This window comes from Flammeovirga pacifica, assembly GCF_000807855.2.
Taxonomy (GTDB): domain Bacteria; phylum Bacteroidota; class Bacteroidia; order Cytophagales; family Flammeovirgaceae; genus Flammeovirga; species Flammeovirga pacifica.
Map to the genome: position 1 here is coordinate 110,973 of NZ_JRYR02000001.1, position 25,190 is coordinate 136,162.

The following is a 25,190-nucleotide window of genomic DNA, read 5'->3' on the forward strand; positions in this document are numbered from 1 at the left end:
TGTTTAGTAAATAAATATTTGAATTCCCCATCTAACTTAAACTTAAAAATGCATTACCATATCTCCCCGTCTCTTCATCCTCATTACCTTCATTTTAAAATCACTTTTACTGCTCAAACAGAAGATACTTTATTGAGGTTACCCTTATGGAGACCAGGAAGGTATCAGGTTCAAAATTTCGCGAAAAATATTAGAGGGATATCGGCTTCCCAAATGGAAGAAGTTTTAAAATTGACTACCGTTGGAAGAAACACATGGAAAGTAATAGGCGCAAAGAAAGGCCATCAAATAGAAGTGTCTTTTGATTATTATGCCCAACATAAAGATGCTGGAGGGACATGGGTAAGTAATGATTTTTGGCTCATTAATGGAATTGGATGTAGTATTTTACCTGAGGGGTTAGAACAAGAAGCCATTACGCTAAAGTTAGATCACCCAAAGGATTTTGAAGTGGCTACCAATGCAAAGTTGAGTGGGGGAGAATATCATTTTGCTCATTTCGAAGATTGGACTGAATCTCCTTTGATGTTAGGGAGGAATATGCATCACCGTACTTTTGAAATGGATACTATTGATTTTACGATATGGATCCATGGAAACGTATCCCCCGAATGGGATAAGATATTGACCGATTTTCAGAAATTCACAAGAGTACAGTTGGATATATTTGGAGAATTTCCCCATCAAGAATTTCATTACTTGATTTTGGTTCCAGATTTCAAACATTATCATGGAGTAGAGCATCATAAAAATACGGTGATTACTTTAGGGCCTGCAGCAGAATTTAATACAGTTGAAATGTATAATAATCTGTTGGGAGTGAGTTGTCATGAATTATTTCACGTTTGGAATGTCAAACAAATACGACCGAAAGAGTTACAACCTTACCCTCTTTTTCAGGAAGCCTATTTTGATACTGGTTACGTAGCTGAAGGGGTAACCACGTATTATGGAGATGAAATTTTATATCGATCAAAAGCTTTTGATAACAAGCAATATATTAAAGAACTAAATACCTTATTAACGAGACATTTTGAAAACTTAGGAAGGCATCACCTTTCTGTGGCTGATTCTTCTCTAGAATTATGGGTGGATGGCTATGAAAAAGGAGTACCCCAAAGGAAGACCTCAATTTATGTAAAAGGAGCACTTTCGGCTTTAATTTTAGATGCTAAAATCAAAAAGAAATTCAGCGGAGAGAAGTCTTTGGACGATATCATGCGATTAATGTGGTTGAGATTTGGAAAAACTAGCATAGGTTATACTTCAGCCGATTATCAAAAAATTGCAGAAGAAGTTTATGAGGCATCTTTAGAGGATTATTTTAATGAGGTCATATTTGGTACAGCACCTCTGGAAGAAAAGGTAATGGAAGCATTGGCTGAAATAGGTTTTTCTACAGAAGTAACAAGTACAACATCAGATGTCTTACAATATAGATTTGGGATAAAGCTTGACGGGAAAGGTATAGTTACTGACTGTGAGGAGATTAGTAATGGATTGATTGAAGGAGATAAGGTAGTTGCAATAAATGGTACAAAAGGGGATAAGAAACTGTTGAATGCTCTATCAAAAGAGGGGAACAAATTGACGATAACTTTTATAAGAGAAGAAAAATATTACACAAAAGATATAGAAAAGAAGAAAGAATTGTATTTTTCTAAGATTTACGTATCCAAATGTAACGAATAGGAGTAAATGGGTGTAAACAAATTTAAATAAACGATAATAACTATTACATTTGTGTTGGGTGCTGAATCTATAAATGATTCATGAGCAAACAGGACAAACATTAGATCTACTTACCTATGCGTAAACTTCTTCTATTACTCTTCACTTTTTTGTGCGGCTTTACTATGGCACAAGAAAGAAGTGCGGTCGACTTATTTTTTAAGAATGCTGAAAAATTTAGAGCAGCAAAAGACTATGATCGTGCAATTTTAGAATATTCTCAAGCAATTTCTATAGCAGATTCTTTAGCCAAAGTACGTTATTGGAAAGGAGTATGTTATCTATTAATCAAAGACAGTACCAATGCAGTAGCTGATTGGAATAGAGCTTTGGAACTCGATAACAACTACATTCCAGCTTACTTAGGTATTTCAAATATTTATGAGGCACAAAAGGATTTTGAGAACTACAAAAACATTAAATTGATGTGGTTAAAGCACGAAAAAGATCCGATAAAAAAGATCAAATTGTGTTTAGAAACTACAAAGTTCTTTTATGATAAAGATATGTTTGAAGATGCTGAGGTGTATACTAAAGTAGGTATCGACCTTTCTCCAAATGATATCGATATTCTATTCTTAGATGCCAAGATTGCTAATAAATTAGGAAGACATCAAGAAGCGATTTTAACTATTGATAAAATCATTGAGATGTTTCCTTCTTATGCCAAACCACAACAATTGGCAAAGTATAAGTACGAAAAAGGCTTGGCTTTCTATTTATTAGAAGATTACGAAAGAGCAATGCCACTCTTAGAAGAGGCGAATATGGGTCCTTTCCAGTCGAAAGTAGCTAAATTAAAGCCAGATTATTACTTCTCTGTAGCTAAGGCTTATGAAGATATCTATGAGTTCGAAAGATCTAAAGACTTGCTTCATAAAGCAATGAAAATAGATTCACGCTACATAAAGGCAAACATCTTATTGGCAGATATTATTGTAAAAGAAGAAAATCACCATAAAGGTATTCATTACTTTGAATTAGGGTTAAAAGATTATCAAGGTAAGGACAAGACCTATTTATATGCTTATAATGAGTTTATTGATATCTTACTTTGTTCAAAGAAGTACGAAAAAGCCTTAGAATATGCCAACAAAGGCCTAGCTAATTTTAATCGTACAAGAAGCTTATTGTATTATAAAACAGTAGCTTTATTCAAATTAAACAAAAGAGAAGAGGCCATTAATACAGGATTAGAAATGCAAAGTGATCCCAATATAACTCCTCAAGATTATGTAAAGATCTCCCTATTAATGGGACATATTTACGGTATGGAAGACCCTTTGAAGTGTAAGCAAGCATTACAAGCTGCTCGAAAGGGCCCTTACTTCCATGTCGCGTCTTATTCATTAGATTACTACACTATGTTATCTATTGATAAACAGACATTGTAAAGTGTAATTATCAAACGCTATATATTTCTCATAAATAAAAAAGCAACCCTTGGGTTGCTTTTTTTGTGATAGATTTTTTGACCATCTAAAGGTGTGAAACAAAAAAAGTTACCTCATTTTAAAATCAGGTAACCTTTCTTTATGTAGATCTCTAATGCTCTCTGGAAGTTCTTGTTGTATGAAGTCTTCTCTAGTTAGAAATTGATCACTTTATGTAAACTTATTGGACACTGCGTCATTTATTGTCTTTTCTTATGCTTTTCTTTCTACAATAAATTCACTCTTGGTCATTCTTTGTTTTTTAGCTTTAAGCTTTAATAATTTTCCTTCTTTATGATCTCTAAAATAATTCACTCTTAATTTTAATATCAGAGGAACAAAGTACAATGAAGTAATGATACAAATAAATAACATTAAATCATTGATATATAAATTCATGATAAATGATGATGCAATAAAGAAGATATTAAACGCAATAATAATCATACTTGCAGCAGCATGTGTAATTCCTGTTCGTATTAGAATATGGTGAATATGTTTTTTATCAGGACTAAATGGAGATCGGCCATTAAGTATTCTAATAGTGAAAATTCTTAAAGTATCTATAAATGGATAAATAAATAAGGCGATAGCCATACTTATTGGATCATTTATTTTATACAGGTGGTTTTCTGGTAAAGCATAGTCTACATTTACAAAAAGTATAAGTGAAGTAGATAGAAAGAATCCTAAAACTAAAGCACCTGTGTCTCCCATAAATATACTCGCTCTACCCCAATTGTAGTATAAAAAACCTAAACAACCTCCAAACATACTGACCATGAGTATTGTATACAGTTTTTCATCAATTAAATAGAACCATACTGCGAGTGCAAAAGTAATTACCGAAGCTATACCACCTGAAAGGCCATTGATTCCATCAATAAGATTAAAGGAATTGGTTAACGCAATTATTACAAATATACTTACAGCATAACTGAACCAAATTGGAAAATGAAGCCCAGGGAAAATAGAGTAAAGTGAATTGATATGTATATCTCCAAAAATGACAATAACAGAGGAGGCCATCAATTGAATGAACAATTTATTTCTAGGGCTCATGGCTAGCATATCATCCCTAACTCCCATAAAAAATACTAGTATTAAACCAAAAAAGAGATAGTTTAAATCGTACATTCCAGATTTAGGAAGCCATAATAAAGACGATAAAATAAAAGCAAGGAATATACCAACCCCACCCATACTTGGGATCATATCAGTGTGTACTTTTCTTCCTCCTGGAAGGTCAAATACATTATTTTTGATAATGACTTTACGTACCTCAGGTACCGCAATAAGGGCTATACTTAAAGAAGTAAGAAAAGTTAATGCAATTCTCAGCATAAATTAGTTTGCGTTAGACGCGGTATTAATAAAGAATAAAACAGAAATTAAGAATTTATTTACAAAAGTAACCTTTTTTTTGAGAGTCAGATAATATTACTGTTAATATTGATTTTCAATGTAGTATAAATTAATAATAACTAATAAAAACAAAGATTTACCTTTCTGTTAACTGTTCATGATGAAGTTTAAAATCTTCATAAGTCATTTCTATCCCTTTCTTTAAATCTACTTTATGGTGCCATCCAGCATTATGAAGTTTAGAAACATCCATTAATTTTCTAGGCGTACCATCTGGTTTAGTACTATCCCATACTAACTCACCTTCAAAACCCACAACATCTTTTATGTTCTCAGCTAATTCTTTGATGCTTAAGTCAACACCTGTGCCAACATTCACAAATTGTTTCTCATCATAATTTTGCATCAAGTAGAAACAAGCTTCTGCTAAATCGTCAACAAACATAAATTCTCTAAGTGGTGAGCCAGAACCCCAAACCTCCACAGTAGGAGAGTTATTCACTTTGGCTTCATGGAATTTACGTAATAAGGCAGGTAATACATGAGAGTTTTTAGGATGGTAATTATCGTTATAACCATACAAGTTAGTAGGCATTGCCGAAATAAAATTACAATCGTATTGATCTCTGTAGGCCTCGCACATCTTAATACCAGAAATCTTAGCAATAGCGTAAGGTTCGTTAGTCGGTTCTAAAGTATCCGTTAATAAATACTCCTCTTTTAATGGTTGAGGTGCCATTTTAGGATAAATACAAGAAGATCCCAAGAACATGAGTTTTTTCACTCCATGTACATAACTTTGATGAATTACATTGTTCTGTATCATCAAGTTTTCATACAAAAACTGACCTCTATAAATGTTATTTGCCAAAATACCACCCACTTTGGCAGCTGCTAAAAATACATATTCAGGTTTTTCATCATCAAAAAACTGAGTAACTGCAACCTGATTAGTTAAGTCTAATTCCTTTGAAGTTCTAGTGATGATATTAGAAAACCCTTCTTTCTCTAATTTTCTAACGATGGCTGAACCTACCATACCACGGTGTCCAGCTACATATATTTTTGATGTTTTTATCATTATCTTCAATTATTGCAAAACGCATTAAATCATCAAAAGCCCATGAATTAATTCATGGGCTTTTGATGATTTTGTGATGTTATAAAATCTATTCGTACTGATTTAAGATATCGTGACCACCTTCCAATAGGTATTTCTCTTTCTTAAATAACTTAAGATCTGATTGCATCATATCTTTAACCAAACCATCTAAATCATATTCCAATTCCCAACCTAACTTTTCCTTAGATTTTGTAGGATCTCCTATCAATAAATCTACTTCAGTTGGACGGAAATATTGAGGGTCTACTTTTAGTACTATTTGTCCAATTTCAATTTGGTATTGAGGGTTTGAACATGCTTTAACTTTAGCTACTTCATCTACACCTTCTCCCTCAAATTCTAGTTCGATACCTACTTCTGCGAATGACATTTTCACAAAATCACGAATAGTAGTTGTCACTCCGGTAGCAATTACAAAATCTTCCGCTTTATCTTGTTGAAGGATGAGCCACATGGCTTTTACATAATCTTTTGCATGACCCCAGTCACGTTTTGAGTTAAGGTTTCCAAGGTATAATGTTTCTTGAAGTCCTAATGCAATTTTTGAAACGGCTCTTGTAATCTTACGAGTTACAAAAGTTTCTCCTCGAATAGGGGACTCATGATTAAATAAAATACCATTGCAAGCATACATATTATACGCTTCACGGTAGTTGACAGTCATCCAGTAACCATAAAGTTTTGCTACAGCATAAGGAGAACGGGGGTAGAACGGAGTGGTTTCCTTTTGAGGAACTTCTTGAACTAAACCATATAATTCCGAAGTAGAAGCTTGATAGATTCTTGTCTTTTCTGTTAAACCTAAAAGTCTCACTGCTTCTAAAATTCTTAACGTACCTAAACCATCTACATTACCTACATATTCAGGAGTATCGAAACTTACTCTAACATGAGACATTGCTCCAAGGTTGTAAATCTCATCGGGTTGTACCTCTTGAATAATTCTTGTAAGGTTCATAGAATCAGTGAGATCACCATAATGTAATTTTAACTTTACATTTTCCTCATGAGGATCTTGGTATAAATGATCGATTCTATCCGTATTGAATAATGAAGAACGCCTTTTAATACCGTGTACCTCATATCCTTTTTCTAATAATAATTCAGTTAGGTAGGCGCCGTCTTGTCCTGTAATACCTGTAATGAGTGCCTTTTTCATTTATCGTCTAAAAGTTATTTTTTTATAAATTGAGTAATCTTTGATAGATTCTTTATTGCTAAGGTAAATATTCCACCTATTTTATTATGCTTTAATGCCCAATAATCTTCTTTCATCTTGTTTTTTATGGCTTTAATACTATTGTTACTTGCTCCACCTAAACGCATTTTTACAATTGTTTTTGGTAAATATGCTGAAGTAATTTGATGTGTACCAAAGTAGCGTAGAATAAGGTCATAATCTGCGGCTATTCGAAGTTGGGTATTGTATAACCCATACTTTTTATAACATTCATTTTTTATATATAGAGTAGGGTGTGGTGGCATCCAGCCTCTTTTTAATTTATGATTAATAAAATCACTACTTACCCAATTACGAATAGTTTTTGTAGGATCTTGTTCAGCAACATAATGTAAATCACCATATACAGCATCTACATGAGTATTTTTAAAAGTTTGTGCAATTTCTGAAACTATAGTAGTTGATGCAAAAAAGTCATCAGAATGCATAAACCCGACAACATCCCCTGTTGCTAAACGTACTCCTTTATTTAGTGCATCGTAAATTCCTTCATCGGGTTCAGAAATAAATGTTGTGATTTTATTTCCGTAAGACGAAATCATTTCTACTGTGCCATCAGTTGAACCACCATCAATAATTATATATTCTATGTTATCGTAATCTTGGGATAGAACGGAATGAATAGTTTGTTGAAGTGTTTTTTTGTTGTTGAAGGATGCAGTAATGATGGAAATTTTCATATTTTGTAAGTTTAGCCTATATGTCAATAGCCCTCGATTAAAGACGTCGGCTATTGATGTAATTTATACTGTGGTTGGTGTATCTACCTTTGTCTCGAAATATTCTAAAGTTCTTTTTAATCCTTCCGAACGATCAACTTTTGGAGTCCAATTCAAAATTTCTTTTGCTCTAGTGATATCTGGGCGACGTTGTTTAGGATCATCTTTTGGAAGGTCCTGATAGATAACCTTACTTCCTGAATTAGTTAATGTGACAATTTCTTCTGCAAACTCTTTAATCGTAATTTCTTGTGGATTACCGATATTGACAGGTTGGTGTTCATCAGACATCGTAAGTTTAAAAATTCCATCTACTAAGTCATCTACATAACAAAATGATCTTGTTTGAGAACCATCTCCAAAAACTGTGATATCTTCACCTCTTAATGCTTGTGACATAAACGCAGGTAATGCTCTACCATCATTCAGTCGCATTCGGGGTCCATAAGTGTTGAAAATTCTGACCATACCGGTATTTACACCATGGAATGTATGGTATCCCATTGTAATGGCTTCTTGAAAGCGTTTTGCTTCATCATATACACCTCTTGGTCCAATTGGGTTTACATTACCCCAATAAGATTCTGGTTGAGGATGTACACTTGGGTCTCCATAAACCTCAGAGGTAGAGGCAATAATAAATCTTGATCCTTTAACTCTTGCTAAACCTAATAAATTATAAGGTGCTAAGGAACCTACTTTCAATGTCTGAATTGGCATTTCCAAGTAATCAATTGGTGAAGCTGGAGATGCAAAATGTAGAATATAATCTAGTTCACCAGATACGTGTACATATTTAGTTACATCATGATGAACGAATTCAAAGTTCTTATTTCCAAAAAGGTGTGAGATGTTATCTTCACTTCCTGTTAAGAAGTTATCCATTCCGATAACGTAGTATCCTTCTGAAAGGAATTTTTCACATAAATGTGAGCCTAAGAAGCCTGCTGCTCCTGTGATAAGTACTCGTTTCATATTATTCGATTATTTTTCTTTCTCTAACTTTGATAGCAGGATTACCCTGATAAATAGAATATTTTTCTAAGTTTTTAGTAGCAACAGATTGTACCGCCAAAATACTATGGCTTTCTAAAGTAATATTAGGACAGACTACGCTTTTTGCACCCACCCAACTTCCTTCACTTAGAGTAATGGGACCTGTAATAAGATCAAAAGTAGTTTTTGTATAGTCATGATTACCACACAATAGAAGGGCACCTTGTGAGATACAAACATTGTCTTCTATTATAACTTGATCTAAATTATCTATCCAAACATTTTCTCCAATCCAAACATCATTACCTATAGTTAATTTCCAAGGGAACTTAATATTAACAGATGGTTTAATAAGTACTCTTAATCCAATTTTTGCTCCAAATAAGCGTAAGAAAAATATCTTAGAGGATGAAATAGGATTGTATGGATTTTTTAAGAATAATAAATTACAAAAGTACCAAAGGGCTTCAATGAATTTATTTTTTCCTCTGTTGAAGTTTGGATTTTGGAAGTGTTTTAGTTCTACTTTTTGTAACATAGCATTTATCTAAAAAGTTCTGTGTATTTTTCTTGATAATTTGCTTGTTCTATAAAGCTACATGCTAGTTTTCTTGCTGATTTCTTTCGAACACACCATTCTTCGTCACTTTCATTTGCAAGTGTAATAAATATTTCTTGCCATGTTAATATTTGAAGCGGAATTGTAAATCCAGCTTCACCTAGGTTTTGCCAAGGTGTATTTTCACTGATACAAATAGGTATACCGCTTCCAAGGGCTTCAAATATGGCATGACCAAAATTTTCACCTAAGGTTGGTAATGTAAATAAGTCATATTTTTGTAATGTCTGATCGACTTGATTTGGTGTTAAGCTACCTTTAAAATTAACTTCTATGTTAGGTGTTAATTTTGATATTTCTTTCTTTAATTCATTGTAATAATCCTGTTCTTTAATTGGTCCATAAATATCATAATTAATTTTGATGTCATTAGGGACTTTACCTAAAGATTTGATTACGAATAAATGATTTTTTTTGCGTGCGATAAGACTAATAGTGGTAATATTTAATTTATTAGCTTCTTTTCTTTTTGGTTGAATGTCTGCTGTGATTCGAGGAATATTTGAAATTGTTTTTATTCTACAATATTGACCAATATATTTTTCAATATCCTCTTTTTCTGTTTTATCAGTAGCGTGCCAAGTAATTTTATTTTTTGATAAAAATGGCTTTAAAAGTTTTAGATATATATTTTTCTTAGTGCTTTTCAGTGCTAATGCACCTTCTTGTAGCATTCCTCTTGGAGCAATGATAATCTGTTTTTTTAAAAACAGAGAAATCAGTACTGGGTAAACAGTACATATAAGAGAAAACATTCCTTGAATATACAATGTATCTACTTTACATTCTTTAATTAGATTTTTTATTGTTATAAAATTCTGATGAGTTTTATCTGCATAAAAAACTTTAGTATTTTGACTGAAATTAACCCACTGATTTTTTTTAACATCTAATAATGTACCATCTAAATCATAGCAAGTAGTATACACATAAAATTGAAATTTACTTTCTAATTGCTCTACTAAATTTGTACATGATTGTATTGGACCTCCTGCTTTATAAGCAGGGGTGAAATAATCGTAAAAAAGGAATATTTTACTTTTCATTTGCCAAATTATAAATCTTATTAGCCCAGATATTACTTTCAATTCGTTTACTTAATTCAAGACTTCTTTTAGAAAAAAGTAATAGATCATTTACTGACAGTTTAATCATTTTTAATAAAGAATTGGTCAGTTTATGTTTATCTTTTGCATTAAATAGAAAACCATTGTAGCCGTTTTCAACAAAGGTTGTTGTAGCACCACTTTCATAAGTGCTTATTATAGGCATACCCATGAGTACGGCTTCATGTATCACAACACCCCAAGGTTCATATATACTGGGTAGAGTGAAAACACCGCCCTCTGATAAAAATTGTTGTAAATCATTCGGGTGAATAAAAGGTATATGTCTAATTTGGGGGTGATTAGTGGGTATTAAATCTTTTAATGGCCCATTACCAATAATTTCTAGTGTCCAATCAGGACACTTATTAGAGATTTTTAAGAATGAGTCTATAAGATTATCTAACCCTTTTTCTTTGACTAATCTCCCTATAAAAACGAATCGTTTATTGATTATTGTTTTCTGTTGATTAAAAATTGAATCATCGGCACAATATAAACCAGTGACTATCTCATTATTTGAAAAGCCTAATCTTTGGGCATATGGGAATTGATATAAACCTGAAACCCATATTTTAGAAAAATATTTTTGTAAATAGAAGGGTGCAGCAATTTCGGCTACTTTTTGTTTAATGGAACCAAACCATTGATTATCCATACCCATTACTGTTGGTATTTGTTTAGACTTGAAGAATTTATTTACCTTAAGAAAAGACTTATTGTTCCATCCTGCTGTGTAAATTAAATCGTAATGAATATTTATTATCTGATCATAATTTAATTGATCAACATTAAAAATATTAATTTTTTCTTCAGATTTGATGACAAAAGGAGCATCTTGACTCGGCGGTGTACGATACACGTCAAATTGAATGTTATGAAAATCTCTTGCTTTTTTTAATCCATTCATCCAATATCCGGTAAGTCTTGTAAATAAAATTAGAATTTTCATTGTTTTTTATAAATTTTTCATTGTAAAGGAATACTTCATTCTTGAAATAAAATAATTACCGTTTTTTACTAAAGATATTTATTAGCATTTCATGACTTTATCAGATTCTAATTTATTACCACTTTGCACTCCCCAATACAGGAAAAATAATGGAGTAAAACCATTCATTGAAGCAGCCATCCATGATTCAGTAATGCCAGAAAACAAAGCAGTGATAAGAAATGCAATTGCCAGTTGAGTATTTTGAGCTTTTTCAAAGACTTTTTTTATAAAGTAAGCATAGCAGGCCATACCTATTAGTCCTATATTTAAAACTAAACTTAAATAAGAATTCCATATTCCATTCCATGCTCTTGGAGCATTTTCCCCAAAGTATTTCATTTTATATATATATATGAAGCGGTAATCATACATCATGCCATTACCAACCCATAAGTTATTTTGAGCTTCTTTCCATGCGACTTTCCAAACATCAGTTCGTCCGCTAGCATCCATAAGGCTGTTAATTCGTAGTTGTTCTGAAAGACCTAAAGATTTAATAACGTTGAATATATCTTGTTTTTCAATATTGAAATATAAAAAAATGATTACAAAAAAAACAATTATAAGGAGTATTGGTTTTTTTGATAAAAAACGTACCGTTAATTCATATATAACAATAGAAAAGATAGCATTACGGGAACCAGTTAGGATTACAAGAAATATTAAAAGTATTCGGAAAACAGTATTATTTTTTTTTGTGAAAAGTGAAGGGGCTTTATCATGGATAAGATCGATAAATGGATAAGCTAAAACGATGAGTATACCTAAGCCATTCGGATTGTGCATCAGACCTCTAAATCGACCAGCCAACCACACATCTTTACCTATAGGGACAAAGAGAGAAAGTACATTTACACTAAAAAAAAGTAAAAGAAATAAATAAATTATTTGATAATAACTTAAAGCATTTTTTTGTAAAAGAATTTTGTTAAGGTTGAAAATAGATAATCCTACAAAAAGGTAAGCTATAGCTCTTAAAAGTGCACCTGAATCGTTGAAAATTCCAAAACTTGTAGAAATTAAGGCCCAAATTGTTAGTGGCCATAGATATATTCCATTATTTGAACTAAAAATTTGGTATCGTAATAAGTAAATAAAATTAATCCCGATAATAACAAAACGTAAGTTATTTGCAAAACCATAGGAACCACTGATATTGTCACCCAAAAAGAAAGTAGTCAAAAAAAGAATTAATAGTAATTGTGGAGTATGGTCTTTTGATTGTGTAATCATAAAATAAGAAGCAACTGCACTAGCAACAATATAACCTCCTAGAATACCAGAAATTATTGTAAGGAATAGTGAACTCCATACAGTTTTATATTGATTGCATGATATTAAAATGTTTTTCAATGGAATGTTTTTTTTATCAACTTGTAAAAGTTTTCTACCTATAGTTTATGTGAATTAAGTATGAACTAATAAATGATAGACTTAATTTCGATGAATATTGATTTCTTTTATAGTTTTTTGGATAACCTTTTCCCAAGTAAAGCTTTGCTTAATCTTATTTACAGATGATTCACCCATTTCATTAATTTGCTTTTGAGATGTATTTAGTGCAATATTAATAGTCTTTGTTAACTCATTTTGTATGTTTTTGGGGTTTATTAACCAGCCATTAGTTTTGTCAACCATTATAGAGTTTGCACCAACATCTGTAGTTATTATAGCACATCCTTGTGCCATGGCTTCTAGTATTACAGTTGGCATTCCTTCACTATAGCTTGGGCAAAGTAGAATGTCGCTTTTTGATAGTCTATCTTTTATTTGATTTTGATTGATTATTTTACCGTGGTAGGTAATATTTACATTATTTTTTATTTGTTTTTCTTCTGGTATGGGTCCGATAAAGTCACATATTATGTTGAATCCTTGTTTCGTCAATTTTGAGATGGCTTGATTAATTTCTTCTATGCTTTTCCTTCGTTCATATCTACCTATAAATATGAATCTAATAGATTCTTTATTAATCATTAAATTAGAAGCATTGTTGTTACCATTCAATGTTGATCTTATAAAGCTTGTGTCTATACCATTTGGTATTTCAACCACTGTACCTTTTGTGGCACCTTGAGTATATAATATTTCCGTGAGTTTTCCTCCTAAAGAAATTTGTTTTTTAGCTTTTTTAATAATGATAGACGCAGGAATTCGTAATAAAAGGTGTTCCAATTTATTTTTAATATTTACAGCATGTTGATACATTTCTAGGCCATGTAGATTGCATATTAGCTTATAGTTTAAGGAGGTGTTACTTGTATACCACCCAGTAAATCCTTGACTGTAAATGGCATCGTATGATTTTAAATTTATGACATTATATAATTTTTTTGAGAAAAGATAACTTTGATAAATGTAATGCCCTAGAAACATCTTTACCTTGGGTTTTTTAATTTGATGAAAGCTTATATTTTGCAACTCTTCTCCTGTGTAATAATCTACTAATTTAGAGACCTCAATGATTTCGGGATGATAGATGTGTACCATTATCCCTGCTTTAGCCCAATGTTTAGCTAACATGTAGCTGTGTTTTTGTATGCCGCCTATAGTAGAAGGAAATATTCCATCTGTGAGTAGTGCTATTTTCATTTTTTTGACCTAGTTAAGTCGAAGATCTATTCGTGTATAAGGAGACCTTAAATCAAATAATTACCTCGTTAATATTTTTTTAAATACCCAGTTATAGCCCTTTATTTTGTGTAATCCCATTTGCAAGCCACTAATATAAATTTTAAATATACCTTTAGGCTCATGAAATGCCATGATTTTGGCAAATAGAGCATTACGTTCCATCATTTTTAGTTTCCCAAAATCATATTGAACTTGAGTACTTAAATAGGCAGCAATATAAGTACCATTTAAAGACTTGTTTAGTTTTACATTATCAGGTCTAGTTTTAATAAAATCCAACATATTATGGTTATATAATTTAACGGCGCTAATAAAAGTAGCAGCAAAATCATAAGGTTCCTTTATATTTCTATTTTCATCTATACGGTAATAAAAATCTGGTTTGTCACCAACAACTACCTTATATTTTACATTTTGCTGTAATAAAGCTCGTGTATGTAATTCAACATCTTGTAAGCGTGGGTAATTTATATTAAACCCCTTTAGCTTTAGCAGAAAATGAGTTTTCCAAATCGGGGAAGTAGTATGCCAAGGGAGCGTGTGTGATAAGAACATATTAAGGTGTTTACCCTGTGGTGGTATCCATTTTGATGGACTATCACCAACACGGGTATAAAAAGTACCCCCAGAGAAGATCCAAAAGTCATTATGTGGATGATGTTTAATAGTACTTACACGATTTTTTAAACATGTATTAATTAATAAATCATCAGAATCTAAAAAAATACTATACTCGCCATTAGCCTGTTCTAAACCAATATTACGGCATGATGAACCGCCTTTTTGTTCTTTCTTTCGTTTTATCAGTTTAAATCGTTGATCTTGGGCAGTAAACGTATTAATAATTTCAATAGAATTGTCTGTTGAGCCATCATCAACAATAATAGCTTCCCAGTTATGGTATGTTTGTCGTAGTAAACAATTAAGAGTTTCGGCAATATATAATCCCTTATTGTAGTTGGGTATGATGATGGATATTAGCATTTTTGACATTTTTAATGTTATAATTAGATTTACAACAATATGTTTGAGTGTTTATTATGATAATATGTTGTTTGGCTATTTTTATTTAATTGTTTTTAATAATTAAATAACTGTTTTTTTATTATATCAAACACTAAATTTGAATTTATCAATTTTAGTTTCTTGATTATGATTGGATTCTTTATCATTCAACAACAAAGTTATATTATAACTTCTTCATTTTTTTGAACCATGATACTTCTTTTACTTATTAAGTATTTTTTAAGCTTTGATAATACCCTTGATGCAAATTACCATATGTTGAGCTAAATTTAATACTCTACACATTTTCCAAAAGAGATTTCTCTTACTATGATCATTTAATGAAATGATTAAATAATTATAGTACTTTGAGAATATACCAACAATTTATTTCAATAATATATTCTATTTTCACCGATTGAAGTTTTCACTATAATGGAGTAATACTATGTTAATTAGGTGTTTGTGTAATCTTTTTGTTATTTAGAAAGGAGTTGTGATCATATTTTCTATTTTGATGCACCCACCTTTTGAATACATGATTTTCTAGGTTATTCTCTTCAATTTGCTTTCACTTCGATTTTTTAATTACAGTTATTTCTATAAATCAAATTTTCTTATTTGTAGGAGCTTACTTTATTCTTCGTTTACATGTAACTATTCCATTATTTATTTATCTAATAAATGTGGTGATTAGTAATTTTTCTTATTGAATTATATTTATAGGTGTTATTTGTTTGTATTATATTTTAAGTATGCGGTGTATAATATAGCAAAAGATACTTATATTTTTTTTAAAAAATGATATTGATGGTGGAGACTGAATAATGACTTTATATCCATAAAAACTAAGTAATTTTCGACCTAAACCAACAAAATGGTAGTATTTATTGTAACAACCTTCAGAAATTAATATATTTTTAAATAACTTATTGTAAATATTTAGAGAAAATTGTATAGAGTTTTGACGACTACTCCATACTCCAGTTTCTGTTATACGATATACAGAAGTACTATCAGCTAAACAGTAAATTTTACCTAATTGAGCACACGCCAAACCGACTAATTGATCGCCAGATGGATGATTTAAATATTTTGTTAATGTTTGGTTTATAGAGCTGTAGTTTCTTAATAAACATGTTTGTGTGGAGGGGACAAAGCCTGAAATAACATCTTTTATAGTAAATATATGTTTTTTATGTCTTTGTTGGGTAAAAGAGTGATTGCGTTCTATTTTTACAACCCTGTTACTAAAAACTAGACTGTATTCCTCATTCTCCTCTAAAAAGTTAACTTGTTTTTTTAATTTATTAGGGTTAATCCAATAGTCATCACCCTCGCATAAGGCAATGTATTTGCCTGTACAAGCCTGAAGCGTTTTTATAAAATTAGGCATCATACCTAAGTTTCCTTCAGATGGTAGTAGTTCAATGATTTCAGGATGTTTCTTTTGATATTTTTCACATATTTTTCGTGTATTATCCGTACTACCGTCTTCTCCAATAATTAATTGAATAGGAAAATCCGTTCTTTGCATCAATACTCCTTCAATCGCTTCGGCAATATAAGCTTCGTGATTGTAGGTGATCATACAAATCGATACTAATGGTGCTTTTATTGTTTTACACATTCTATAATAATTTGCTTATTTCATGTATGTCTTTTTTTCTATCTTTTATATATTTAGTGGGTACACCTCCATGTAGTTCCCAATGAGGTATATCATTTTTCACCAAACTCATTGCTCCAACGACAGCACCTTCCTCAAGGGTAATGTTGGGCAATAATATAGAATTAGTACCCACTTGGACATAACGTTTTATTGTTATAACTCCTCCTGTTACATTTGTATATTCTTTTGGTACCATGGGGCTAATCATAAACTCCCCCGAAAAATCATCATTGGCACTAAATATCGTACAACGTGGGGACAATCCTGAATAGTCTTCCATTATTATTCCCATTTTTCCATATAATGCTGTATATGCCGAAATATGAATGTAACTCCCTAAAGTAATACTACCTGATAAAATGCAGAAATCATCAATACGTACGTGATTACCTATACTAATTTTTTCAGGGCTATAAATCGAAGCTTTATCAGAAATGAGTACATTCTCTCCGAATCTTTTAAATCCTAATTTCTTAAGTTGTTCTTTGGTTAAAAATGCCATTATATTTTATTAATTCTCTTTGTATTAGTATTTTAGTGACCGAATAATTAAACGACAGATTAAATCTATTTCTCCTTTGGTGATGTCATAATATAAAGGTAAACACAATACACGTTTAGAAATGTCGTCACATACGGGTGTATCTTGTTTTTTTAAATAGGGGAGATGATTGAGACTAGGGTAAAAGTAACGGCGAGGGTTGATTTCGTTTTTTTCTAATTCACTTTTTATTTTGAGGCACTCTTCTTCATTTTTAAATAAAATGGGATAGTAGCTGTAATTGTACTCCGTACCTTCAGGTAATTCGGGTCGAATTAATCCCTTATCAATCAACCAATCATCATACTGTTGACTATCCTTCTTACGCTTAGCAATAATTTGATCCAAGTAAGGTAAGTTACATAGTCCCATGGCAGCATGAAACTCTGAGTTTTTTCCATTGATACCTACACCATTAAATTTTCCTGGTCCATCATGCCCAAAATTGCGCATAAAAGCTAGGCGTTTGAGTAAATCAGGATCTCTGGTTACTATAGCACCTCCTTCTATAGTATGAAACAGTTTAGTAGCATGTGTACTCATTGTGGCAATGTCACCGTAGGATAAAAGACTTTGACCTTTATAACAACTACCTATTGCGTGTGCAGCATCGTAAATGACTTTCAATTTGTATTTTTTTGCAATTCCTTCAATGGCCTCTATATCGCAAGGTATACCATATACGTGGGTTGCGATGATGGCTGTAGTTTTATCCGTGATGCATTTTTCAATACTTTCCGGATCTATATTTAAAGTGTTGGAATTAATATCAGCATATATTGGTATACAATGCTCCCAAACAATAGAAGAAGTTGTCGCTACGTAAGAAAATGGTGTGGTAATGATTTCCCCTTCTAATGCCAAAGCTTGTATGGCCAATTGTAAAGCTATGGTGCCATTGGTAACAAAAAGCAAATGATCTAGATTTAGCTTTTCTTTTAAGCTCAATTCTAATTCATTAACACAAGGCCCATTATTAGTGAGCCACTGTCGTTTCCAAATAGCTGTTACGTGCTTATTGTAAGCCTCCTGTGGTGGCATGAATGGTTTTGTAACGGGTATCATTATATTAATTTTTTAAATTGAGTTTTCCTTTGATCATTTGCCACATCAGTACACTGCCTTCTGCTTTGAAAGCTAGGTTTAGTATGGAATAGGTTACTACAAATAAACTACCTTGAACCAATAGATTAAGCCAGTGATTACCTATGTAGATATAATTGTATTGTATATAAATTAATGGTATACTTATTAGTATGGTTTTTACTATGGAGCCAGTAAAAAAAGACCATGTGACTTGTAGCTCTTTTATTACAAATAGATAATTAAGTGTAAGGGCTAATACCATACATCCAGAATATGCATATAAATAACTTTCTAGGTTATAGATAAATAAGAAAGGGAAAGCACAGGTAAATATTAGCTTTTTAAATATCTCTAAATGTAAAAAGGCTTTAGAGTTCCCTTTGCTACTGAGTACGTTTACTAATAGTGCACTAAGAGGATAACCAAAACCAGCCAAAGCCATAATACGAAATAAAGGCACAGATGGGAGCCATTTTTCGGTGAATATGATTACTATTAAATCTTCCGCTACTAGGTAAATAGCACCGATCATCAAAAACACTGTGAATAAAAGAATACTATGAATTTGTTTGACCACCTGAATGTACTTTTCATTATTATTTTGTATTTGTGAGAGCATGGGAAAGAGTACTGCAAGCAAACTCCCAGAGGAGTAACTTATAATCATATTATCTAATCCTTTTGCTCTTTGGAAGAAACCTAATTGTGCTGGTAAGTAAGCCTTACCTATAATTATGACATCTAAACGGGTGTAGACTATATCTAATAAACCAGATAAGAACATGCGAAAACCAAATGCCCAGAGTTGTTTTAATGCTTTTAATGAAAAATTAAAAGCAGGTTTCCATTTTGCTACAGACCATATCAATAGTAGGTAAACTGTATTGGCACTTAGTGTTTGGGCTACTAGAGCCCAAACACCATAACCCTTAAAAGCTAAGTAAATACCTAAAATACCACTGATAATGGCACCCACCATCCGAAATTGCACAAAATACTTAAATATGAGTTGCTTTTTAAGGTAAGTATTTTGTATGGTAGCTAGACCGTTAATAGTAAAAGATAACGACATTACCCTTGTGATATTAAGCAGCTCAGGTCTTTCATAGAAATGGGCCACGTAGGGAGCTGATAAAAACAAACTGATGCTCAATAGTGCAGCAATACTGGTATTGAACCAAAACACACTGTTATAGTGTACAGGGAGTAAACGTTTGCGTTGTATCAAACTACCACCTAGTCCCATATCGGCAAATACCATAGACATACCAATAATAACATTGATCATTGCCATGAGTCCGTATTCTTCGGGTTCTAATAAGCGTGCTAGGAATATAGATATAATAAAACCCACACCTTGGTTACCGATGCGACCAATGAAATCCCAAATAAATGCGGTGGTTGTTTTCTTTTTTAAGTTAATTGACAAGGGGTGATATTTTTTTTGTGATACAATTTAAATATTGAGATTATTCTGTTGTTACACACTTAAACTAAATTATGATCAAATTTGTTATTACTATTATTATAACGTATGTGTTTATTAATATTTTTTCAAACATGCTTATTATTGGTAGTTGTAATCTATCTTTAGGTAAATGATGTCAGGGTTTTGCATGGATTCAATTTGATAAGTTTGATATTCTATATCAGTTGTATTTAAATAATCAATTAAAGAGTTACAAGTTTTTGAACTTGTACAGAATGCGAAGTCAATTTTCTTAAGTCTTTTTTTGTGTTTAGGGTTTTTATTAAAAAGGCGATCAGGATATTCAATATTTTTGGTTTTATTGTATACAGAATAGTAAACAGGGTATGAGCAATATATATAGGAGTTTGTATTAAATTTTTGTTTTTCAACAAACTCTTCTATTCTTGCGTACTTATTAAGTCTTTCATAAGACAACTGTATATTAAATAGAATAGTGAATAGTATATAAAGGCCTATTAGAGTAATGTTTAATTTAGATTTTGGAATTAAGGATAATAATATTATTGAAGGTAAATAGCCCATCCAAGTATAATAAAATGGGTATCTTCCAATAATACCCATAAAAAGAGGAATTATTGTGCAAATAATAAAAGGAGTGAGAGAGGTGTTATTCTTGTTTCTATTCCTAATGTATGAAAATGTCAAAATAATTATAACAATTAGGTATTCTTTATTAATTAAATAAGCATTATATATTCTAATGTATAGTGGTTCTTGTTGAATAATAGAATTATTTAAAGCGGAATTCCATTTTTCTATAAATTGTAAATCTAGACTTAAGTATTCTAGGATACTAGGAAAAGTATGTAAAAGATTATAGGATAATTCTTTTGCACTTTCTGAAAAACCAAAAATTCGGATAATATATCTTATTGGTGTTATACCATTAAAATTTAAATAATATAAAAAAGAAGAAAAACCAACAACTAAACCAAGTGAAAAATATGTAAGTATTTTAAATATTCTTATTTTTTTTTGTGGAAAAATTAAAAATAATGTAAATAATATTAAGTAAACTATAGGTACTTGAGAAATACCTGACCAATAGATAACGTAACCTCCGAAAAAGGAGATGAAATATTGATATTTTTTTTCTTCTTTTATTGAACGGATCAAAAGTGCTGAAAAGGAAATTACAACAAATGCACCTACAGCGTCTATCCGACCACTATTTCCTTGAAAAAAAATGGTATATGACATAAAATACAATAAGATGAATATGATTCTCTCATTTATGTTTGATTTGAGTATATCTTTTAAAAAGATACGATCAATTACAAGATATGTGCAAATAACAAATAGCAAATTAAAACTTCTTACACTAAAATATGATATATCAAAAAATGATAACCATATAGTTAAAAATATTTGATGTAAATAAATGAAACTAGGGTCTACAAATTTATTATGTTGCTTAAAAGCGATCACCGGTTCCAGAGTCATAATTTCATCAATCCATGGTATAAAAGGAATAAACCTCATAATAATTAAATGTGAAATTATACAAATTGATAGGGTAGTTATGTATTTGTAAAAGGTTTTGTTTTGTATCATAGATGTTTATAATTAGTAATTATTGAGATTATGCTAGAGAGGCTTTTCAATTCATAATATAATGGTAAACGTAAAAGTTGATCCGTATATTCGTCACTCAAAGGACAGTCCTGTGTCATGTATTGTAGTTTTTCAATATACTCACTTTTGTGTAAGCTTAAATAGTGAAATACCGCATGTATATTTTCGTTTTTTAGGTGTTTTATCAACATGGTACGGAAATCCGCATTAGGGCAGATTAAGTAAAACATATGACCGTTGTTGGTGGCATAATCAGGGACAAGCGGTAAGTGAACTTTATTTTCATTGGCCCAATCCTTTAATCCTTCGTAATAGCCGTTCCATATTTCTTTACGACGCTGTTGTATGCTGTCCATTTCTTCTAATTGGGCATATAAAAAAGAAGCCGTCAACTCGTTAGGCAAAAAGCTCGATCCCGTATCCACCCATCCGTATTTATTGACTTCACCACGGAAAAACTCTGCACGGTTGGTGCCTTTTTCCCAGAGTACCTCGGCACGCTTTTCAAAGCGATCGTTGTTAATGGCCAAGAGTCCACCCTCACCACATTGTATGTTTTTGGTTTCGTGGAATGAAAAAGTAGCCAAATGACCAATGCTACCCAAAGCTAATTTTGCCCCTTGGTCCCCTAAAGAGGAATGGAGTTTAGTTACTGTATAATAACTATCTATGGCCTGAGCAGCATCTTCAATCACAAAAATATTGTGTTTTTTAGCTACCTCCATAACTATCTCCATGTCGCAAGCTACTCCTGCATAATGAACAGGTACAATAGCCTTGGTTTTGGGTGTGATTAGGCTTTCTAAGGAGCTTTCATCCATACCTGGATGATCCTTACGGCTATCTGCAAATATCAATTTAGCTCCTTGACGCACAAAAGCTAAAGCTGTACTCACAAAAGTATAGGAAGGCACAATGACTTCATCGCCCGGTTGTATATCAATCAAAAGCGCACACATTTCCAATGCATCGGTACAGGATGTGGTTAATAGCGTCTTTTTAAAACCAAAGCGTTCTTCAAAGAAAGCTTGGCATTTTTTGGTATATACGCCATTGCCACTGATATGTCCAGAGTAGACTGCTTGGTATAGGTAATGTGCTTCTTTACCAGTAAGGTAGGGTTTATTGAATGGCGTTTTCATACAGTTTACTTAAATTGATTTCTAAATGTATTTACATTATACGCTTGATTATCTTCGTCTAACATTTTGTCAATTCGAATGAGACCCTTCCCGCAAACAATTACTGGTTTACCTTCTTGAACAAAAATCTGTTTACCTATTTGTCGGTTTTCGACTTTAACATCATTTAAAACTTTAACTTCTGATATTGTATAAGTAATATTATTTAAAATTGATTTAGCTCCTTCAAATGGAAAAGATACTGCATTAACAAAGCGCTCTATTTTATCAGCATTCCAAGACCAATCAATAAAATAATCATTATGGTTTCTCCATAATGAATAGCTTGCATTGTTTTCATCTTGAGGTGTAAGGTGAATTAATTTTTCAGTCTTAATTGTTTTGATAAAATCAAGGCTTAAGCGTTGATAAGTTTCTTCAAGTAACTTAAGAACTGTTTGAATTTTGATTGGGTATTTGATATGAATCTCTTCTTGTTTAAAAATAGCACCTTTATCGTATTCTTCTGTGGATTGTATTAAACTAGCACCAATTTTACGTTCCCCATTGATAAGAGCATTAACAGTAGGGGCAAAACCACGATATTTTGGCAATAGGGAATCATGTATTACGTAAAGGTTGGATGTGTCTTTAATTATAAACTGCCAGCCTATTGCTAATTTATAATAAGTCGTTGGTATAACAAGTTTGTGGTATTTATCAAATACTGATATGTTATTTTTTCTACATATGTATGTTATCCTATCATAAGAATTGTCAAACGTATTTTTGTCATCATACGTAATAACAGCGAATATGATTTTGATAAGTTTATTTTCAATTAAATACTCTAGGACTCTATATCCCTTAGAAGTATTAAGATATAAAACAATCATTAGTTACAATTTATTTTTTCATCTACAATAACAATTGGTCGGTCCTTTACTTGGTCAAATATTTTACCAATATACAAGCCCACCATGCCCAAAACAGTAATAGTTATTCCACTCAGTAACCAAATAGAGATGATTAAACTGGCATAACCCATAACTTTGATATTCCCCAACAGTGCTTGAATGAGGTAAAAAATAACAGCAATCACACTTAAAGCTGATATACTCAAGCCTAAACGAACCGTTAAGCGCAAGGGTTTGTCAGAGAAACTTAAGATTACGTTACTGGCCAATTTTATAAGAGTTGCCAGAGTATATCCTGAGCTGCCTTCTTTGCGCGAAGCATGTTCGACATATATACTACTTTGTTTAAAACCAACCCAACGCACCATGGTGGGAAAGTAACGCACGGCATCTTTCATTTCCATTATTGCCTGTATGACCTTTTTATGGTAGAGGCCAAAATTTGCAATTTCAGCGTTCTGCTCCGTTCCCGTTAAATAAGCTAAGGTTTTATAAAAATACTTAGAACTTAATTTCTTAAAGAAACCATCTTGTCGGTTTTGTCGCTTCGCAAATACGATATCGTAGCCTTCTCGTGCTTTTTTCATCAGTACAGGGATTTCCTCTGGTTGATCTTGTAAATCACCATCCATAACCACTACCCATTCTCCCTGTGCTTCTTTTAGTCCAGCGTATATAGCATTATGCTGCCCAAAATTTCGAGAGAAATTGATACCTTTGATAAAAGAATGCTTCATGCAGAGCTCCTGTATAATTTCCCAATCGTTTAAAGGCCCTTGGTCATTCACAAAGATGATCTCAAAGTCATCAGTTAAAGTTTCTTGAGTTCTACGTGCGATTTCCTTTAAAAAAGGAGCAGTTTTGTAGCAGGGAATTACTATTGATAGTTTCATTTCAATTATAAAGTGGATTATTTCGTGCTGATATAGAATAACCAGCCGACAAAGGCTAGTAAAACTTTAACGAAGTACATTAAAAAAGAGATCATAATGGCTAGGGAAGTATCCACACCATAAAAGGCTAAGATACCTACAACGGTTCCTTCACGTACACCCAAACCGCCTAAGGATATGGGTAATACTGTAGCTATATATACGACAGGCATGATCACTAAAAACTGTTCGAAGCCAATGGGCAAGTCAAAGAAAAGCACAAAGGAAAAGGCGATAAGTATGTCGCCCATTTGTCCCAATAGCGATAAAATAAGGGTAGGCAGAATAGTTTTATAGCCTATGTTCACTTTTTTATTAATAATCCATTTTACCACAGGTATGCAGGCAAATGCTAAGGTGGGTAGGGTATACCATACATAGGCGGGTAGCACAGTTTTAAAATTCAAGCCTGTAGGCAGTTCAATAAATATGATGCCTAAGCTTCCCAATATTCCTAGTGTATATAGTCCGGCAACGCGTTCCACTACAGTGATGATGGTGGCTGTTTTTGTGTTAGCTTGGTACTTGGTAATGAGTTCGCGTGTACGTATAATGTCACCCCCAATGGCACCGGGCAAAAAGATGTTGAAAAAGGAGCCTTTTAGATAGTAGACATATAGATTTTTAAAGTCGGCTTTAATATTCAAAGTATTTGTCAGTACTTTCCATCTGCAGGTCATTAGGGCTAGTGCACTTAATGTTATTATTAAACCTAGTAATAGCATAGGAATAATACTCCAATTAAGATTTTTGAATACGCTAAAATCTACTTTAAAAAAAAGAAACAATAGCATCCCAACAGACATCAGTGTTTTAAATAGAAAGCCTAAATTTTTTGAAGTAAAATGTTGTTTAAGTACAGTAATCATCTGAAGTTTATATTGTATTT

Annotated in this window: 22 protein-coding genes; 2 read left to right on the plus strand and 20 right to left on the minus strand. The window is 32.0% G+C overall.

From position 1 onward, the window contains the following. Window positions 1-48: 48 nt before the first annotated feature. Window positions 49-1,692, plus strand: coding sequence for a M61 family metallopeptidase (locus NH26_RS00470; RefSeq protein WP_044224584.1), 1,644 nt, complete (start codon window positions 49-51; stop codon window positions 1,690-1,692). Between the two features lie 116 nt (window positions 1,693-1,808). Beyond that, on the plus strand, window positions 1,809-3,125 hold the full coding sequence (locus tag NH26_RS00475; RefSeq protein ID WP_139262757.1) for a tetratricopeptide repeat protein: 1,317 nt from the start codon (window positions 1,809-1,811) through the stop codon (window positions 3,123-3,125). Window positions 3,126-3,377: 252 nt separating this feature from the next. Here NH26_RS00475 and NH26_RS00480 read toward each other — a convergent pair whose 3' ends face one another. From NH26_RS00480 to NH26_RS00575, 20 genes are all read right to left on the minus strand, one after another. After that, entirely contained in the window at window positions 3,378-4,508 is a 1,131-nt protein-coding gene (locus tag NH26_RS00480) for a glycosyltransferase family 4 protein (protein ID WP_044224577.1), read from the minus strand. A 157-nt stretch (window positions 4,509-4,665) separates the two neighbouring features. Further along, on the minus strand, window positions 4,666-5,610 hold the full coding sequence (fcl, locus tag NH26_RS00485) for a GDP-L-fucose synthase (protein ID WP_044224571.1): 945 nt from the start codon (window positions 5,608-5,610) through the stop codon (window positions 4,666-4,668). Window positions 5,611-5,698: 88 nt separating this feature from the next. Next, window positions 5,699-6,811, minus strand: a complete 1,113-nt coding sequence (gmd, locus tag NH26_RS00490) for a GDP-mannose 4,6-dehydratase (protein WP_044224569.1) — start codon at window positions 6,809-6,811, stop codon at window positions 5,699-5,701. Between the two features lie 14 nt (window positions 6,812-6,825). After that, window positions 6,826-7,572 carry a glycosyltransferase family 2 protein gene (locus NH26_RS00495; protein WP_044224563.1) on the minus strand — a complete coding sequence of 249 codons (747 nt, stop codon included), beginning with the start codon at window positions 7,570-7,572 and terminating at the stop codon, window positions 6,826-6,828. Between the two features lie 63 nt (window positions 7,573-7,635). Continuing rightward, window positions 7,636-8,586, minus strand: a complete 951-nt coding sequence (locus tag NH26_RS00500; protein ID WP_044224560.1) for a UDP-glucuronic acid decarboxylase family protein — start codon at window positions 8,584-8,586, stop codon at window positions 7,636-7,638. A gap of 1 nt (window position 8,587) precedes the next feature. Next, complete coding sequence (locus NH26_RS00505; RefSeq protein WP_044224557.1) at window positions 8,588-9,145, minus strand: WcaF family extracellular polysaccharide biosynthesis acetyltransferase; 558 nt, start codon at window positions 9,143-9,145, stop codon at window positions 8,588-8,590. A 5-nt stretch (window positions 9,146-9,150) separates the two neighbouring features. Next, window positions 9,151-10,272, minus strand: a complete 1,122-nt coding sequence (locus NH26_RS00510) for a glycosyltransferase (protein ID WP_052432066.1) — start codon at window positions 10,270-10,272, stop codon at window positions 9,151-9,153. Beyond that, window positions 10,262-11,284 (minus strand): glycosyltransferase, encoded by a 1,023-nt coding sequence (locus NH26_RS00515; protein WP_044224553.1) that lies wholly within the window; start codon window positions 11,282-11,284, stop codon window positions 10,262-10,264. Before NH26_RS00515 ends, NH26_RS00510 begins: the two co-directional genes overlap by 11 nt. Before the next feature lie 81 nt (window positions 11,285-11,365). Then, window positions 11,366-12,679 carry an O-antigen ligase family protein gene (locus NH26_RS00520; RefSeq protein WP_044224552.1) on the minus strand — a complete coding sequence of 438 codons (1,314 nt, stop codon included), beginning with the start codon at window positions 12,677-12,679 and terminating at the stop codon, window positions 11,366-11,368. Between the two features lie 81 nt (window positions 12,680-12,760). Then, window positions 12,761-13,918 (minus strand): glycosyltransferase family 4 protein, encoded by a 1,158-nt coding sequence (locus NH26_RS00525; protein ID WP_044224549.1) that lies wholly within the window; start codon window positions 13,916-13,918, stop codon window positions 12,761-12,763. Between the two features lie 60 nt (window positions 13,919-13,978). Then, window positions 13,979-14,944: a glycosyltransferase family 2 protein gene (locus NH26_RS00530; protein ID WP_158021851.1), complete on the minus strand. Its 966-nt coding sequence runs from the start codon at window positions 14,942-14,944 to the stop codon at window positions 13,979-13,981. A 763-nt stretch (window positions 14,945-15,707) separates the two neighbouring features. Next, the gene (locus tag NH26_RS00535) at window positions 15,708-16,556 is read right to left on the minus strand and encodes a glycosyltransferase (protein ID WP_158021852.1); all 849 of its coding nucleotides are present in this window, start codon (window positions 16,554-16,556) and stop codon (window positions 15,708-15,710) included. Window positions 16,557-16,596: 40 nt separating this feature from the next. Beyond that, window positions 16,597-17,139: an acyltransferase gene (locus NH26_RS00540; protein ID WP_044224547.1), complete on the minus strand. Its 543-nt coding sequence runs from the start codon at window positions 17,137-17,139 to the stop codon at window positions 16,597-16,599. A 24-nt stretch (window positions 17,140-17,163) separates the two neighbouring features. After that, window positions 17,164-18,219, minus strand: a complete 1,056-nt coding sequence (locus NH26_RS00545; protein WP_317040940.1) for a DegT/DnrJ/EryC1/StrS family aminotransferase — start codon at window positions 18,217-18,219, stop codon at window positions 17,164-17,166. Between the two features lie 28 nt (window positions 18,220-18,247). Next, window positions 18,248-19,693, minus strand: a complete 1,446-nt coding sequence (locus NH26_RS00550) for a lipopolysaccharide biosynthesis protein (protein WP_044224540.1) — start codon at window positions 19,691-19,693, stop codon at window positions 18,248-18,250. Between the two features lie 138 nt (window positions 19,694-19,831). After that, a complete protein-coding gene (locus tag NH26_RS00555) occupies window positions 19,832-21,238 on the minus strand; it encodes a hypothetical protein (protein ID WP_139262760.1) in 1,407 nt (468 codons plus the stop codon). Window positions 21,239-21,306: 68 nt separating this feature from the next. Further along, the gene (gene rffA / locus NH26_RS00560; RefSeq protein WP_044224532.1) at window positions 21,307-22,473 is read right to left on the minus strand and encodes a dTDP-4-amino-4,6-dideoxygalactose transaminase; all 1,167 of its coding nucleotides are present in this window, start codon (window positions 22,471-22,473) and stop codon (window positions 21,307-21,309) included. A 5-nt stretch (window positions 22,474-22,478) separates the two neighbouring features. Continuing rightward, window positions 22,479-23,348 carry a formyltransferase family protein gene (locus tag NH26_RS00565; RefSeq protein ID WP_044224529.1) on the minus strand — a complete coding sequence of 290 codons (870 nt, stop codon included), beginning with the start codon at window positions 23,346-23,348 and terminating at the stop codon, window positions 22,479-22,481. Further along, the gene (locus tag NH26_RS00570) at window positions 23,348-24,262 is read right to left on the minus strand and encodes a glycosyltransferase family 2 protein (RefSeq protein ID WP_044224526.1); all 915 of its coding nucleotides are present in this window, start codon (window positions 24,260-24,262) and stop codon (window positions 23,348-23,350) included. Before NH26_RS00570 ends, NH26_RS00565 begins: the two co-directional genes overlap by 1 nt. 17 nt (window positions 24,263-24,279) lie before the next feature. Further along, on the minus strand, window positions 24,280-25,170 hold the full coding sequence (locus NH26_RS00575; RefSeq protein WP_044224522.1) for a lysylphosphatidylglycerol synthase transmembrane domain-containing protein: 891 nt from the start codon (window positions 25,168-25,170) through the stop codon (window positions 24,280-24,282). Window positions 25,171-25,190 lie beyond the last annotated feature (20 nt).